Genomic DNA, 15,459 nt, shown 5'->3' on the forward strand with positions numbered 1-15,459 from the left:
GCGAGGCCGCGTGGATCGAGCCCATGGTGTCCACCACCTCGTCGACCACCTTGCCTCCCTTCACCGCCACTTCGGACGCCGACAGTGCCAGCTGGCTCGCCTGCCGCGCGTTCTCGGCGTTCTGCTTGACCGTGCTGGTGAGCTCTTCCATCGACGCCGCGGTCTGCTGCAGCGAACTGGCCTGCTCCTCGGTGCGCGACGACAGGTCGTGGTTGCCCGAGGCGATCTCGGTCGATGCCGCGGCGATGGTGTCGGTCCCGTGGCGCACCTCGCCCACCACCCGCGCCAGGCTGGCGTTCATGCCCTGCAGCGCTTCCATGAGCAGGCCGGTCTCGTCGCGGGCATGCACCACCACCTCGCTGCGCAGGTCGCCGGCGGCCACGGTCTGGGCCACCTGCACCGCCTCGTTGAGCGGCCGGGTGATGCTGCGCGTCAGCATCCAGGCCAGCACCGCGCCGAGCGCCAATGCGAGCGCCGCGAGCGCGATGACGTTGACGCGGCCCGAGCGGTACAGCGCGTCGACCGACTCGGCCGCGCGGTCGATGCGCTCGCCCTGGTGGGCCAGCATGCCGCGGATGCTGCCGTCGTAGGCCTCCAGCATCGGGATCAGCTTCTGGTCGGTGAGCTGCCGTGCCTCGTCGAGCTTGCCCTCGGCCTTCAGCTTGAGGATGGTGTTGCGCAGGTTCACGTAGTCGGTGCGCCGCTGCTTGATGTCGGCGCTGATCGCCTGCTCCTCGGGCGTGTCGAGCATCGCCTCGAGCTTCTTCTGCGTGTCGGAGATCAGCGCGCTGGTCTTGGTGATGTTCTTCTGCAGGTAGTCCTGCACCTCGGCATCGTTGCTCTTCACCAATGCGAAAGTGCGCACGCTGTTGTTGCTGGTGTTGAGCAGCCAGTTCGCGGCCAGGCGCTCCTTGACGAGCGAGCGCTCCACCATGTCCTGCGTGGCCTCGCCCACGTTCTGCAGGCGAAACACGCCGATGGCGGCCACGATGGCCAGCAGGGCGAGCACGAGCGCGAAGCCGATGCCCAGGCGGGTGCCGATACGCCAATTTTTCATTTCCGGTTGTCCTCAAGAGAATTTCTGCATGATCCGAACGAGCTTGTGCCCGTACTGCGGATCGGTCGCGTAGCCCGCCTTCTGCAGGCCGTGCGCGGCCTCGGCCGGGTCGTCGGTGGCCAGCACGTTGGCGTAGCGCGGGTTGCGGGTGATGAACTTCGCGTAGTCGGTGAAGGCTTCTTCGTAGGAGCCGTAGGCGCGGAACTTCGCGCGCACCTTCTGCGGCTCGCCGTCGACGTACTCGGTGGTGGTGGTCTCGACCGTCGGGCCCTTCCAGCTGCGGTCGGCCTTGATGCCGAAGAGGTTGTGACTCTGCGTGCCATCGTCGCCGCGAATCTCGCGCTTGCCCCAGCCCGATTCGAGCGCGGCCTGCGCCAGGATCAGCGGTGCGGGCACACCGCTGGCGTCGCTGGCGGCCTGCGCGGACGCGCCCATGCGGCCCACGAAGGCATCGACCTGGCCCTGCAGCGAGGCGACGGTGGCCGGCGCGCGTTCGGCATTGCTCTGGTAAAGGCTCAGATCGACGTTGCGGCGGACCGCCGGCGCCGATGGCTGTGAGGATGGGGTGGGCGACGAGCCCAGCGGTATGCCTGCATCCGGCTTCAACGCGATGCCGCCTGGCAGCGCCAGCGACATCGTCTCTGGCGCTTGCTCGCCGTCGGGCGTGGCCGACGGCTGGCTGCGGCGCAGCTGCGCCAGCATAGCCTCGGCCAGGCCCAGGCCGCGGCCCGAGAGGTTCTGCGTGAGCTGCTGGTCGAACATCGACACGTACAGCTTCTCGTTCTGGCTGTTGACCAGGCCGCTTTCGGGCACGGCCTGGCGCATGCTCTTGAGCACCATGTTCATGAACATGGCCTCGAACTGGCGCGAGACCTGGCGCAGGCCCTCTTCCGGGGAACTGCGCGCGGTGCGCCGCAAGTCGTCGACGCCCTGCACGTCGAGCGCGAAGCGCTGGTCGAGTGCGCCGCTGCGGTCCAGGGTGCTGCGCATGGCCATTCGCTGCGATCCCCGCGCGTCAGATGATTTCCAGCTCGGCGCGCAGGGCACCGGCGGTCTTCATCGCTTGAAGGATCGACACCAGGTCCTGCGGATTCGCGCCCAGGCTGTTGAGGCCCTTGATCACGTCCGACAGCGAGGCGCCGCTGCGCACCATCTGAAGCGCACCGCCGCCCTGCGTCACCGAGATCTGCGATGTCTGCGTGGCCACGGTCGAGCCGCCCGAGAAGGCGCCCGGCTGGCTGATCACCGGCTCGGTGTTGATGACCACCGACAGGTTGCCGTGCGCCACCGCGCAATCGTTGACGCGCACGGCCTGGTTCATCACCACCGAGCCGGTGCGCGCGTTGATCACCACGCGGGCCGCGGCCTGCGTGGGCGTGACCTCGATGTTCTCGAGCCGCGCCAGGAAGCCGACGCGCTCCTGCTGCTCAGGTGCGCGCACGCGGACCATGCGCGCATCGGCGGCCTCGGCGGTGCCCGGACCGAGCTGGCGGTTGATGGCCTCGACCACGCGCTGCGCGGTGCCGAAGTCGGAACGGTTGAGCTCCAGCGAGAACATGCCCTCGCCGCCCACCGGCGCGTCGACCGTGCGCTCCACCAGCGCACCGCCCGGAATACGGCCCGAGCTCAACTGATTGATCTGCACCTTGCTGCCGTTGGCCGAGGCGCCGGCGCCGCCGATCACCATGTTGCCTTGGGCGATGGCGTAGGTGGCGCCGTCCACACCCTTGAGCGGCGTCATCAGCAGCGTGCCGCCGCGCAGGCTCTTGGCATTGCCCATCGACGACACGGTGACGTCGATGTTCTGGCCTGGCCGCGCGAACGAAGGCAGCGTGGCCGTGACCATCACCGCCGCCACGTTCTTGAGCTGCATGTTGACGCCGGCCGGCACCGAGATGCCGAGCTGCTGAAGCATGTTGTTCAGGCTCTGCGTGGTGAAGGGCGTCTGCATGGTCTGGTCGCCCGTGCCGTCGAGGCCCACCATCAGGCCGTAGCCGATCAGCGGGTTGTCGCGCACGCCCTGGATGCTGGCCAGTTCCTTGATGCGCTCGGCATGGGCGGGAACCGTCAGCAGACAGAGTGCCGCCATCCCACTCATCAAATATTGCGACAGACTCATAGACAAACTCTTTCTTTCAGTGCGGCTCCGGAACAGGCCGCGTTCGGGGGACACCGCGGAACCGGCTTTGCCGGGCCGCTGGTGTCGCCCCCGGTGAGGGGGTTGGCGGCTACACGAAGTGAGCAAGCCTGGAGGAGAGCCATCAAAACGGCATCACGTTGAGGAAGAAGCGCTGCATCCAACCCATGTGCTGGGCCTCGTCGATGTAGCCCTTGGCCGTGTACTCGATGCGTGCATCGGCCACGAGCGTGGACGGCACGGTGTTGCTGCCCGAGACGGTGCGCGGGTTGACCACGCCCGAGAAGCGGATGAACTCGGTGCCCTGGTTGATGCCCATCTGCTTTTCGCCGGACACCAGCAGGTTGCCGTTGGGCATGACGTCGACCACGGTGACGGTGATCACGCCGTTGAAGGTGTTGTTGGCATTGGCGCCGCCCTTGGCACTCAGCACGTTGGTGCCCGAGAGCTTGGCGTCCTGGTCGTCGAGCAGCCCGCCCAGCAGCTTGGGCACGGTCGGGAAGGCCATCGCCATGCTGCCGTTGCGGCTGGCGTTGGCGCCCGAGTTCTTGCTGGCGTTGACCTTCTCGCTGATGACGATGGTCAGGATGTCGCCCACGTTGCGCGGCCGGCGGTCTTCGAACAGCGCATTGGCACCGGGGCCGTCGCGGAAGATGGCCCCGGTAGCGCGCGGCGCCGGCAGCGGCTGGTAGGGATTGGCGCGCGCCGTCATCGGCTGGTGCACGAGCGGCTCGCGCGGAATCTGCGCACAGCCGGTGGCGAGCAGCGCGATGAGCGCGACGTTGACTGGACGATGAAGGCGAGCGCGGATCATGACATTTGGGCCAGCTTCCGAAGCATCTCGTCGGATGCGGTGATGGCCTTGCTGTTGATCTCGTACGCACGCTGCGTCTGGATCATGTTGACCATCTCTTCGACCACGTTGACGTTCGACGCTTCGACGTAGCCCTGGCTCAGGATGCCGGCGCCTTCGAGGCCGGGGTTGAGCTGGTTGGGCGCGCCGGACGAATCGGTCTCGGCATAGAGGTTCTCGCCCAGGCTCTGCAGGCCGGTGGGGTTGAGGAAAGTGGCCAGTTGGATCTGCCCCACTTGCACCGTGGCCGTGCTGCCGGCCTGCGTCACCGACACCATGCCGTCGCGGGCGATGGTCATGCCGGTGGCGTTCTGCGGAATGGCGATGGCCGGCTGCACCGGGAAGCCGCTGGCGGTCACCAGCTGGCCGTCGCGGTCGGTCTGGAACGAACCGTCGCGCGTATAGGCCGTGGTGCCGTCGGGCATCAGCACCTGGAAGAAGCCGGCGCCGTTGATGGCCACGTCCTTCGGGTTGTCGGTCTTGGTCATGTTGCCCTGCGCATGGATGCGCTCGGTGGCGACCACGTGCACGCCGGTGCCGATCTGCAGGCCCGAGGGCAGGCGCGTCTGGTCGGAGGTCTGGCCGCCGACCTGGCGCAGGTTCTGGTACATCAGGTCTTCGAACACCGCGCGGCTGCGCTTGAAGCCCGTGGTGCCGACGTTGGCCAGGTTGTTCGAGACCACGTCGAGCTGGGTCTGCTGGGCGTCGAGGCCGGTCTTGGCGATGTAGAGCGAGCGCATCATGGCTGGGGATTCCTTTGATTCGATGGATTGCTTCTCAGCCGTAGGCGAGCAGCTTGTTGGCGGACTGGGCGTTGGTGTCCGCGGTCTGGATCGACTTCATCTGCATCTCGAAGCTGCGTGCCTGGGCGATCATGGCCACCATGGCGTCGACCGGCTTGACGTTGCTGCCCTCGACCACGCCGCTGCTGACGGTGACGGCGGCATCGGCTTCGGCCGGTTGAAGGCCGTCGCGCATGCGGAACAGGCCGTCTTCGCCGCGCACCAGGTCGGCGGTGGGCGGGTTGACCAGCTTGAGGCGGCCCACTTCGGCGACGCCCGTGAGCGGGTCACCCGCGCCGCGCGCCGTGACGCTGCCGTTGGCGGCGATCTGCACGGTGGAGCCGGGAGGCACCACCAGCGCACCGCCCTCGCCCACCACCGGGCGTGCGCCCATGGTGAGCAGCTGGCCGTCGGCGCCCACCTGCATGTTGCCGACGCGGGTGTAGGCCTCGCCGCCGTCGGGGGTCTGCACCACCAGCCAGCCGTCGCCGTGCACGGCCACGTCGAGGTTGCGGCCCGTCTGCGTGAGCGGGCCGTGGCTGAAGTCGGCGCCCGGCGTGGTGGCGACCGCGAAGGCGCGCGTGGACGGCTCGTCGCCGACCACGGGCACCGCGCGCGCCGCGTTGATCTGCGCACGGAAGCCGGGTGTCGAGACGTTCGCCATGTTGGTGGCGGTCACGGCCTGTTCGTCCATGACGCGCTTGGCGCCGCTCATGGCGACGTAGAGCATGCGGTCCACGTGGTGTTCCTGTCGTGCGGGTCGGTGTCGGAGCGGGGGTCGATCAACGGATGTTGATCAGCGTCTGGACCACCTGGTCCTGCGTCTTCACCGTCTGCGCGTTGGCCTGGTAGCTGCGCTGCGCGACGATCAGGTTCACCAGCTCGGAGGTGAGGTCGACGTTGGACGACTCGACCACGCCCGATGCCAGCGCACCCTGCTTGGTGCCCTCGCCCGGCGTGCTGGTGAGCGCAGGGCCGGAGGCCAGCGTTTCGCCCCAGGCGTTGCCGCCCTTGGGCTCCAGGCCGTTGGGGTTGGCGAAGCTCGACAGCACCACCTGGCCCATCAGCTTGGTCTGCTCGTTCGAGAACTTGCCGGTGATGGTGCCGTCGGGGTTGATGGAGAACGAGGTCAGCGTGCCGGCGGTGTAGCCGTCCTGCTTGAGCTTGCTCATGCCGTTCGGGTTGCCGAACTGCGTGGTGCCCGACAGGTCGACCGCCATGTTCATCGCGGCCGAGCCATTGGCGAAGTTCAGGCCCGCGATGTTGAAGGTGCCGCCGGCCGGGGCCGTGAGGTTGCCGTTGTTGTCGAAGGTCAGGCTGGTGGTGGCACCGGCGCCGATGGCCGTGCCGTCGGCCTGGGTGTACACGTCCCAGGCGTTGGCGCCGGTCTTCACGAAGTAGGCCGTCAGTTCGTGCGGGTTGCCGAGCGAGTCGTACACCGGCCCGATCGAGTTCGAGTAGTTGAAGGTGCCCGAGTCGGTGGCGTCGAAAGGCGTCTTGGTCGGCACGGCCTGGCGCGCGTCGAGGTTGAACTCGGTCTCCACGCTGGTGGTCGCGTTCGGGTTCATCGACGCGGTCTGGATCTGCAGCGCGGTGGGCGTGCCGCCCGAAAGGCCGCCGTTGGCCGTCACGCCGTAGCCCGTGAGGCGCAGGCCCTGGGCATTGACGATGTAGCCGTCCTTGTCGGGCGTGAACTGGCCGTTGCGCGAGTACAGCACTTCACCGCTCGGGCTGGCCAGGCGGTAGAAGCCCGAGCCGTTGACGATCGCCACGTCGAGCGGGCGGCCGCTGGACTGCGGCACGCCCTGCGTGAAGTTCTGCGTCACGCCCGAAACCGAGGCGCCCAGGCCGACGCGCGAGCCGGCATAGATGTCCTGGAAGGTGGCGGCGGCCGACTTGTAGCCCACCGTGCCCGAGTTGGCGATGTTGTTGCCGATGACGTCGAGGTTGGCGGCAGCCACGTTGAGGCCGCTGATGCCCTGGGAAAAACTCATGATCGATCCTTGTTGCTATGCGTGGATGAAGCGGCCTGCAGCGGCGACGCAGCGGCCAGGGGAACTGGAAGAAAAGGGTTCAGAGGTACATGCGCACGTCGTCGAGGCTGACGCTGCGGCCGTTGGCCAGCTCGAGCACGACGCCGTTGGCGCCCTGCTTGACGGCGGCCACCTGTGCGAAGGTGAGCGCGGTGGCCTCGACCTTGGTGCCGTCGTTGGTCGCGACCACGCTGAAGCTGTAGTTGCCCGCGGGCGCCGCCGAGCCGTCGTCGGCCTTGCCGTCCCAGGTGACGGCGTTGACGCCCTCGGGCAGCGAGCCGACGTCGAGCGTGCGCACGGTGCGGCCCGAGGCGTCGACGATCTTGACCTGCACGTCGCCGGCCGTGCCCGGCAGCTGTACCGCGAAGGGCACGGGCGTCGGTTCCTCGCCGTCCTTGGGCGCGACGGTGGCGATCTGGTTGCCGGGCGTCAGCACGTTGTAGCCGATCAGCGAGGCCGCTTGCAGCACCTGGTTCGAGCCGGTCTGGTTGACCAGGCCCGACAGCGTGGCGTTGAGCTTCTCGATGCCGGTGACCGTGCTCATCTGCGCGAGCTGCGAGGTCAGCTCGGCGTTCTGCATGGGGTTGAGCGGGTCCTGGTTGTTGAGCTGCGTGACGAGCAGCTTCAGGAAGCGCTGCTCGTTGTCGGAGCCGCTGACCGAGCCGCTGGTGCCGGCCTGGCTCGATGCGGCACTGGCGAGGGAAGAGAGAGCGTCGTTGACGGCCATGTCGGGTGCCTTGCGTTTGTTGGGGGGAAGGGGTTACTGGCCGAGGGTGAGCGTCTTGAGCATCAGCGTCTTGGCGGTGCTCAGCACTTCCACGTTGGCCTGGTAGCTGCGCGACGCGGAGATCATGTTGGTCATCTCCTCGACCACGTTGACGTTGGGCATGGCCACGTAGCCCTGCGCGTTGGCGTGCGGATTTCGCGGGTCGTACACGAGGCGCGGCGGCGTACCGTCCTCGACCACGCCGGAGACCTGCACGCCGCCGATGTCCTGCTGGCCCGAACCCGCCACCTGAAAGATCACCTGCTTGGCGCGGTAGGGTTGGCCGTCGGGGCCGGCCACGCTCTCGGCGTTGGCCAGGTTGCTCGCGGTCACGTTCATGCGCTGCGACTGCGCGGCCATCGCGGAGCCCGCGACGTTGAAGATGTTCATGGATCCACTGGGCATGGCGGCGCTCCTGCTACTGCTGCACCGCCGACATGAGCGACTTGATCTTCGAGCCCATGATGGTCAGGTTGGCCTCGTAGCGCAGCGCGTTGTCGGCGAAGGCGATGCGCTCGGTGTCCATGTCGACCGTGTTGCCGTCGATGCTGGACTGCGAGGGCGTGCGGTAGAGCAGGTCGGCGTCGGGCGTGCTGCGGGCCTCGGCCTGCAGGTGGCGCGACGAGGTGGTGGCCATGGTCACCGTCTGGCCGCCGCGGCCGTGCTCCACCGCCTGGGCGAGCCGGGCGCTGAAGTCGAAGTCGCGTGCCTTGTAGTTGGGTGTGTCGGCGTGGGCGATGTTGGCGGCCAGGACTTCCTGGCGCTGGGCCCGCAGGTTCAGGGCTTCGCGGTTGAAACGAAGCGCCGCATCCAGCTTGTCGATCATGTGCTTTCCATCCTTTTGACGTCGCCGGCCGGGAAGGCGTGGCGACAGATGGAAAGCGAGTCTATGCACGAGCCCGCTTCGCAATGGGCTGAACAAAGGGGGTTTTGGCATGCACTTCGCACCTTGGCTCGGCGGGCACCCTTCCTAGAATCTGGGCCACCGATGATGGAAACGACCTCCTTGCTCCGCCGCACGCTCCCGCCCCTGCACGCGCCCCTGCGTGCGCTCCTTCTGGCCGTGGGCCTGGGCGCGGCAGCCTGCCCGGCGCTGGCCGCCGATGCGCAGGAAGCCATCGTGCAGTTCCTTCAGGTGCAGACGGCCGGACTGCCCGGCCAGGCCCGCATCAAGGTCAACATGCCATCGGCGGCCCTGCCGCCCTGCGAGGCGCCCGAAGCCTTCTTGCCGAACGGCGCCGCGGCCTGGGGCCGGGTCTCCGTGGGCCTGCGCTGCAACGGCGAGCGGCCGTGGACGCGCTATATCCAGGCCCACGTGGCCGTGGAAGGCCGCTACCTGGTGGCCGCGCGCGCCATCGAGGCCGGCCAGGCCATCGGCGCTGGCGACGTGGCCGCGCGCACCGGCGACCTCACCGCCTTGCCCAAATCCATCGTGGCCGATCCCGCCGAGCTCAAGGGCATGGTGGCTGTCAACCGCGTGGCGGCCGGCGCGCCGCTCAAGCGTGAACAACTTCGCGGAACCGTGGTGATACAGCAGGGCCAGACCGTGCAGGTGGTCGCCGGCGGACCCGGCTTCACCGTGAGCACCGAGGCGCGCGCCCTGACCCGCGCCGAAATCGGCGGCCTGGTGCAAGCCAAGACCCGCGACGGCCGGCTGCTCAGCGGCGTGGCGGACGAAGAGGGCCAGGTGAGGATGGCGCAATAGCCATGGAAAGCGCCGCACCCTAAAGTTCTGGTCCAGCCTGCCGATAAAGCAGTCAACCATTGAGGAATCATCTTGGCAATCGATCAAATCAACCCCTCGGGCACCCCCCTTCCCCGCACGGGCAAGGGCGCCAAGGCGCAACCGGCGGCTCGCCCCGAAGCGGCAGAGCAGGCGCGGGACACGGTGCAGCTGTCCTCGTCGGCCCAGGTGCATTCGATGCCCGGCGGCCCGAACACCGATTTCGACGCCGCCCGCGTGGCCGAGATCCGCGAAGCCATCCTGGCCGGCAAATACGAGGTGCATCCCGAGCGCATCGCCGACGGCCTGATCGACAGCGTGCGCAACCTGCTGGGCAAGAAGGGCTGAAGCCGATGAGCGCCGTGCTGCTGTCCCACCTGCTGGCCGAGAAGTCCTGCGTGGAGGAGTTCCTGGGTTTGCTCGACGACGAGGCCCAGGCCATGCAAGGCGGCCTGTTCGTCGACCTCGGCCCGCTGACCGAGCGCAAGATCGGCCTGCTCGACCGCATGGCCGCCCTCGACCGCGCCCGCGAGGCGGCCCAGGTGGCGATGGGCTTCGAGCCCGGCCGCGCCGGCGCCGATGCCGCGGCCGGTGCCGCCGGCGACACCGCCCGGCAGACCTGGGCCGAACTGCTGGCCCTGGCCGAGCGTGCCAAGTCGGACAACCGCCGCAACGGCACCATGCTGCACGGCCAGCTCGACTTCACCCGCGACGCGCTGCACTACCTGCAGGCGACCGCCCTGCCCTTCTACGGGCCGGATGGGGTTCGCAAGGCGGTGGGCGGCGTCGGTACGCGGTTGGCCCGCGGCTAGTTCCCTGTTTTCCTTCAGCGCGCGGCCGGCGCCGGCCGCCCCACCGCGGCATACAGCTCCGCCACCGGCACCACGCGGCCGTGCAGCGGCAGGATGCGCTCCACCTTCAAGTCCAAACGCTCGATGTTGGCGATCAGGTTCACGTTGTTCGCGTTCGGCACGGCCGGCGGCGGCGTGTTGGGCGCGCCGGGTGTGTAGGCATCGGCCTCGATCAGCAGCTTTTCGTTGGGCAGGTACACCATGAGGAAGCTGTCGCTGTGCACGCTGTCCTTGATGCGGTGCAGTTCGATCGGCCGCGAGGCATCGCCCATGATCAGCTTCTCGCCCACCACCACGGTGCCGATGCGCTTGCCGTCGCGTTGCATGCGATCGGGCCGCACGCGGCTCGCCTGACCGAAGGCACTCTCGAAATACGGCGCGTTGGCCGCCTGCGTGACGATGGTCGCGCCCTCGGCCACGGCCGCACGAACGCCGCCCGCATGATCGAAATGCGCGTGGCTGTTGATCGCGAAGCGGATCGGCTTGCCCGGTGCCAGCGACTTGGCCTGCGCGATCACGGCCTCGGTGCGCGCGTCGTTGAGCGGCGTCTCGACCAGCACCAGGTGATCGCGCTGCTCGATCGCCACGCTGTTGTGCGAGCCGCCGCCGAGGAACCACACGCCGTCGGCCACCTTCTCGGCGGTAACACGCTCGGCGGTGTTGCGCGCGGCCTCGGGCAGTTGCAGCGCGGTCGTCGCGGCGTTGACCTGCACCTCCTGCACCGTCAGGTCGAGCACCGGGAAGCCGGCCATCGTCTGCTGGATGCGCATCGGAAAGCGGATGCCACCCGTCTCGCGATAGTCGGCATAGGTGGTGATCGTGCGTGTGTCGCCGAGCACCGGGTCGGCGAACACCGAGTCGACCTGCGTCACCGTCCCGTCGGCACCGATGCGCACCGTCGCGCTGTAGCGGCCGGCTTCGGCGAAGCTCAGCGTCGAGCCGCCGTCCGACGCGCGGCTGGCCTGCAGGTTGCCGCTGCTGCGCGCTGCCGCCTTCAGCACGCCATGCGGCGTGATCCACAGCTGATGCACCCGGTCGGCCACGAAGCGCGGCCCCGGCGCGACGTTGCCGCCGGCCACGTTCCAGGCGAACTCGCCGCTGACGAACTGGTCGTTGCGCTGCTGCCCCGCGAGCGGATAGCCACCGCCGCCCTGCGGCTCGGCGCGGCTAAGCACGATCTCGTCGCGCATCGCGGCGCCTTCGTAGTCGATCGTCCTCGTCACCGAATGCAGCGTGATCCGCGGCCAGGCACCGCCGGGCTTGAAGGCCTGGCCGAAGGTGTAGCCGGTGCCCGAAGCGACGTAGCGCAGGCTTTTGACCTGGGCGACGCCCATCGAGGTGGAGGCGCGGGTCAGCACCTCGTTGGCATCGCCCGGTTTCGACGCGCAGCTGGCCAGCAGGCAGGCCGCAGCGATGACGAGACCCGGTGCGAGCAGCGCGCGGGCAATGAAGTGCGGTCGGGGCATGGTCTGCGCCTCCTGAGGGGTGAGGGCCGCGGGCGCGGCTTGGGCGCGATTCTGCGAGCGAGCTCGGGCGCAGCGCAACGGGGGCTTCCCGGGCGCGCCTCCTGCGAGTGTTGCTCTTCCGGCGTCACCTTAAGCGCTACATCTGTGTTGGGAAATGACAGCCTGCGAACTTTTTTCCAGACTGGTGTGCAGCAGGCGTTCGTTCCTATGATCCGCGCCCACCGATGAACTGAAGTTCGTCGGATTGCGCCGCTGAGTGCATCGCACCCAGCGAGAAGATCAATCAACACCCCAGGGAATTCCATGGTCAGCCTCCCACGGCGCGCGTCGGTGCGCGCCGAAGTTTCACCGAGCGTGCGCGCTTGCCTTTCGCCCGCTCGCCTGCGCAAGCGGCCCGGTGTGCTCACTCCCATCCGCTTCGCATGCCTCGTGCTGCAGGCATCACTCTTGACCTGGTCCGCCGCCCAGGCCGAGACACGATGCATGTACGCCATCGACTTCCTTGACTTCGACCCAGACCTCGCCGCGAGCTACGTATATCGCGCCGACTTCGACAGAAGCGACTTCGCTCAGACGATGGATTCGTTCAACAGGAGCAGCGAGGGTCGCTGCGGCACGTCATGGAAGAAGTTCGTCAAGCGCGTCGGGCCATTTCACGTCTCAAAAGGAGCTGCGCGCTTCGAGGTCACCTACTACGACCAGCACACAAGGTCGGTGCAACTCGCCGACGGTCAATGCCGCGTCGAAGACCGCGTCTATACCTTCCGCGACCTCGACGCCGACGGCAACGCCACAGGCGCGAGCGAGGTCGGGGTATGCGCGGTCAAGCTCGAGACCGCCGGCAGCGTCGAATCGCCCGAGCCTCCTTCTTGCCGTGCCAGCGGCATCTCCGCCGGCAACCCCATCCTGCCGGCGACTCAAGAGAAGTACGAGTCCGAAGTCGACATCGAGGATGAAGGCCCTGCACCGCTGCGCTTCGTGCGCACCTACCGAAGCAGCCGAGGCAACGATGCTGCTCGCGGCCTCGGCGCGTTGGGCAAGGCTTGGTCGCACAACCACGAGGCCAGCCTCCAATGGAGCGGCGACACCGTCACCTTCGCGAGCGCCGAGGGCCCGAAGCGCAGGTTCACGCGCGTGGGCAACGGCGGTTGGGAGACGCTCAACAGCAACGACACCTTGACCAAGAACGGAAGGATTTGGACCTATCGCCGCGCCCAGGACGACACGCTCATGCAGTTCGACGACAACGGTCGACTGCAATCGGTGACGCAGCGCAACGGGTGGCGGACCACCTACCGGCATTCCTATTGGGGGCTGGCCTCCATCCAGAACCCCTTCGGAGCCAACCTGCTGCTGGACTACGACCGGCAGGGTCGTCTGACCGCCGTGCGCCGCGAACCCGGCATCGGCTCGGTCAGCTTCAGTTACGACACGGCCGGCCGCCTCGCCAGCGTCCAGTACCAGGACGGGCAGCGACGCAGCTATCTCTACGAGAACGCCGCCTTCCCCCATGCCTTGACCGGTATCCTGGACGAGTCTGGAGCGCGAGTCTCCAGCTTCACCTACGACCCGCAGGGCCGGGCCATCGTCACCGAGCGCGCCTTGGGCGCCGATCGCCATCAGGTGAGCTACGTCACCGACGGCCAAGCCGAAGTCGTCGATCCGCTGGGAACCCGCCGCAGCTTCAGCTACGCAACCGCACAAGGCCAACTGTCGGTGACCGGTGCCTCGCTGCCCTCCGCCGGCAGCGAAGCCGACGCGGCTTCACGCGTGCAGGATGCATCCGGCCTCAGCACCAGCGAGACCGACTTCAACGGCATAGTGACCACCACCACCTGGGACACGGCGCGGCGTCTTCCCACTGCCGTGACCCATGCCACCGGCACCCCGCAGGCCCGCACCGTCAGCACGCAGTGGCATCCCACCTTTGCGCTGCCCGTCCTGGTGACCGAAGCCGGCCGCACGACCGCGTACGTCTACGACGACAAGGGCCAACGTCTGTCGCGCACCGTCACCGACACCTCGTCTTCCGGCGGGAGCACGCGCACTTGGCAGTGGACCTGGGATGCCCAAGGCCTGGTCGCCACGCAAACTGCACCCGATGGCGGCGTGAGCCGCTTCGAGCACGACGGCCTGGGCAGGGTGTCACGGATCATCGATGCACTGGGGCATGTCACCGAGTATCGCTACGACACCTACGGCCACGTCAGTGACCGGATCGAGCCGAACGGGCAGCGCGCCAGCTTCACTTACGATTGGCGCGGCCGCTTGCTCACTCAGACCGTCGGCGGCAAGCTCACAACTCGCGTGACCTACACGGCCACCGGCCTCGTCGAAACGCTGGCGTTGCCCAGCGGCCTGTCGTTCACCTACACCTACGACACGGCCCATCGCCTGACAGGCTGGCGCAACAACCGCGGCGAGTCGGGCACCTTCACGCTCGATGCCATGGGCAACCGCACGAACGAGCAGGTCAAGGACAGCACGGGCGCCATCGCCTGGAATGCCGCGCGAACCATCAACAACCTCAACCGCGTTTCGTCCCGCACCGACGGCTTCGTGCAGCCCAGCAGCTTCGGCTACGACGCGAACGGCGAACTGACAGCTGAAACCAACGGCCTGAACCAGAGCACCCGCTACGGCCTGGACCCGCTGCGCCGCGTGAGCGCCATCACCGACGCTGCCAATGCGACGGCCACGCTGAGCTACGACGCGCTGGACAGCGTGATCCAGGCGAAGGACTTCAAAGGCGTGTCCACCATCTACGCCCGCGATGCCCAGGGCAACGCCACAGCCGAGACCAGCGCCGACATCGGGCAGAAGACCACCCGCTACGACGCGTTGGGCCTGCCCAGCCAGATCACTGATGTGCTGGGCCAGTCCACGCAGCTCGAGCGCGACCTGCTCGGGCGCCCCACCCTCATCACCTTCGCCGACGGCAAGACCACCACCTTGCGCTACGACCTCACGCCCGAGAGCCGGGGCTACCTGTCGGAGATCGTGGACCGCAGCGGCAAGACCGAGTACGTGCGTGACGGATTCGGGCGCGTCATCACCAAGCGGCAGACGCTCAAGAACGGCCAGACGCATCAGGTCGGCTACGTCTATGGCGCCAACGGCCTGATCGCCGGGACCAGCTACCCCGACGGGTCGATGCTGACCTACCAGTACGACACCACCGGGCGCCTCGTGCAGGTCAACAGGAACGGCACGCCGCTCGTCGCCGCGATCACATGGACTCCCTTGGGAATGCCCAAGAGCTGGTCCTGGACCTTCGCCAGCAGCTTGGCTGCCAACCGCAGCTACGACGCGGCGGGACGGCTCAACGCCACCGAGTTCGCCAGCTACAGCTACGACGCGGCAGGGCGCATCACGAGCCTGACGCAAAAGCTGTTGATGCCGTCCAGCAGCAACCCCACGCATGCCAGCACGACCCAGCTGAGCATGACCTCGTTCGTGGGCTACGACGCGGTGGGCCGCATCGTGAGCTTCAGCAGCCCGGGCAATCAGACCGCCTTCAGTTACGACGCCAACGGCAATCGCACGGCGAGCACCAAGACCTCGAACGGCCAGACGACCAGCCGGGGCTACGCCCTGGCCGGCAGCAGCAACCGGATCGAGGGCTTCAGCCAGACCACGGGCGGAACGACCACCAACGTCACCTACGGCTACAACGCCAACGGCGACATGACCAGCGATGGCCTGCGCACGTACGCCTACGACGCCGAGGGCCGCCTGAGCGCCGTCACGACCGGCGCGACAGACACCAGCCCGACCACCCGCTACGCGCA

General features: G+C 67.9%; 15 protein-coding genes. 4 read left to right on the forward strand and 11 right to left on the reverse strand.

What is annotated here, in order from left to right:
- From B0W80_RS31930 to flgB, 10 genes are all read right to left on the reverse strand, one after another.
- Positions 1-1,057, reverse strand: a 1,057-nt coding sequence (locus B0W80_RS31930) for an MCP four helix bundle domain-containing protein (protein ID WP_143684869.1), incomplete at its 3' end; no start/stop codon positions are given.
- A 12-nt stretch (positions 1,058-1,069) separates the two neighbouring features.
- Positions 1,070-2,047 carry a flagellar assembly peptidoglycan hydrolase FlgJ gene (flgJ, locus tag B0W80_RS31935; RefSeq protein ID WP_077003184.1) on the reverse strand — a complete coding sequence of 326 codons (978 nt, stop codon included), beginning with the start codon at positions 2,045-2,047 and terminating at the stop codon, positions 1,070-1,072.
- 25 nt (positions 2,048-2,072) lie between these two features.
- Entirely contained in the window at positions 2,073-3,155 is a 1,083-nt protein-coding gene (locus tag B0W80_RS31940) for a flagellar basal body P-ring protein FlgI (protein ID WP_306171886.1), read from the reverse strand.
- A 163-nt stretch (positions 3,156-3,318) separates the two neighbouring features.
- Positions 3,319-4,008, reverse strand: a complete 690-nt coding sequence (locus tag B0W80_RS31945) for a flagellar basal body L-ring protein FlgH (RefSeq protein ID WP_077003176.1) — start codon at positions 4,006-4,008, stop codon at positions 3,319-3,321.
- A complete protein-coding gene (gene flgG / locus B0W80_RS31950) occupies positions 4,005-4,790 on the reverse strand; it encodes a flagellar basal-body rod protein FlgG (RefSeq protein WP_077003177.1) in 786 nt (261 codons plus the stop codon). The genes B0W80_RS31945 and flgG overlap by 4 nt, the downstream gene beginning before the upstream one ends.
- A gap of 34 nt (positions 4,791-4,824) precedes the next feature.
- On the reverse strand, positions 4,825-5,568 hold the full coding sequence (locus B0W80_RS31955) for a flagellar basal body rod protein FlgF (RefSeq protein ID WP_077003178.1): 744 nt from the start codon (positions 5,566-5,568) through the stop codon (positions 4,825-4,827).
- Positions 5,569-5,611: 43 nt separating this feature from the next.
- Positions 5,612-6,823: a flagellar hook protein FlgE gene (gene flgE, locus B0W80_RS31960; protein WP_077003179.1), complete on the reverse strand. Its 1,212-nt coding sequence runs from the start codon at positions 6,821-6,823 to the stop codon at positions 5,612-5,614.
- Positions 6,824-6,902: 79 nt separating this feature from the next.
- Positions 6,903-7,589 carry a flagellar hook assembly protein FlgD gene (locus B0W80_RS31965; RefSeq protein WP_077003180.1) on the reverse strand — a complete coding sequence of 229 codons (687 nt, stop codon included), beginning with the start codon at positions 7,587-7,589 and terminating at the stop codon, positions 6,903-6,905.
- 33 nt (positions 7,590-7,622) lie between these two features.
- A complete protein-coding gene (gene flgC, locus B0W80_RS31970) occupies positions 7,623-8,018 on the reverse strand; it encodes a flagellar basal body rod protein FlgC (protein WP_077003181.1) in 396 nt (131 codons plus the stop codon).
- A 28-nt stretch (positions 8,019-8,046) separates the two neighbouring features.
- The gene (gene flgB, locus B0W80_RS31975) at positions 8,047-8,454 is read right to left on the reverse strand and encodes a flagellar basal body rod protein FlgB (protein ID WP_077003182.1); all 408 of its coding nucleotides are present in this window, start codon (positions 8,452-8,454) and stop codon (positions 8,047-8,049) included.
- Positions 8,455-8,619: 165 nt separating this feature from the next.
- On the opposite strand from flgB, the gene flgA reads away from it, so the two are divergent.
- From flgA to B0W80_RS31990, 3 genes are all read left to right on the forward strand, one after another.
- Positions 8,620-9,333, forward strand: coding sequence for a flagellar basal body P-ring formation chaperone FlgA (flgA, locus tag B0W80_RS31980; protein ID WP_077003185.1), 714 nt, complete (start codon positions 8,620-8,622; stop codon positions 9,331-9,333).
- Between the two features lie 72 nt (positions 9,334-9,405).
- On the forward strand, positions 9,406-9,699 hold the full coding sequence (flgM, locus tag B0W80_RS31985) for a flagellar biosynthesis anti-sigma factor FlgM (RefSeq protein WP_083745771.1): 294 nt from the start codon (positions 9,406-9,408) through the stop codon (positions 9,697-9,699).
- A gap of 5 nt (positions 9,700-9,704) precedes the next feature.
- A complete protein-coding gene (locus tag B0W80_RS31990) occupies positions 9,705-10,163 on the forward strand; it encodes a flagella synthesis protein FlgN (protein ID WP_256856745.1) in 459 nt (152 codons plus the stop codon).
- Between the two features lie 14 nt (positions 10,164-10,177).
- Here the strand turns inward: B0W80_RS31990 and B0W80_RS31995 are convergent, their stop codons facing one another.
- Positions 10,178-11,668 carry an MBL fold metallo-hydrolase gene (locus B0W80_RS31995; RefSeq protein WP_083745772.1) on the reverse strand — a complete coding sequence of 497 codons (1,491 nt, stop codon included), beginning with the start codon at positions 11,666-11,668 and terminating at the stop codon, positions 10,178-10,180.
- A 447-nt stretch (positions 11,669-12,115) separates the two neighbouring features.
- On the opposite strand from B0W80_RS31995, the gene B0W80_RS32000 reads away from it, so the two are divergent.
- The coding region (locus B0W80_RS32000) for a DUF6531 domain-containing protein (RefSeq protein WP_179107072.1) at positions 12,116-15,459 on the forward strand (3,344 nt) is incomplete at its 3' end.

The sequence above is a fragment of the Variovorax sp. KK3 genome, assembly GCF_001984055.1.
Taxonomy (GTDB): domain Bacteria; phylum Pseudomonadota; class Gammaproteobacteria; order Burkholderiales; family Burkholderiaceae_C; genus Variovorax.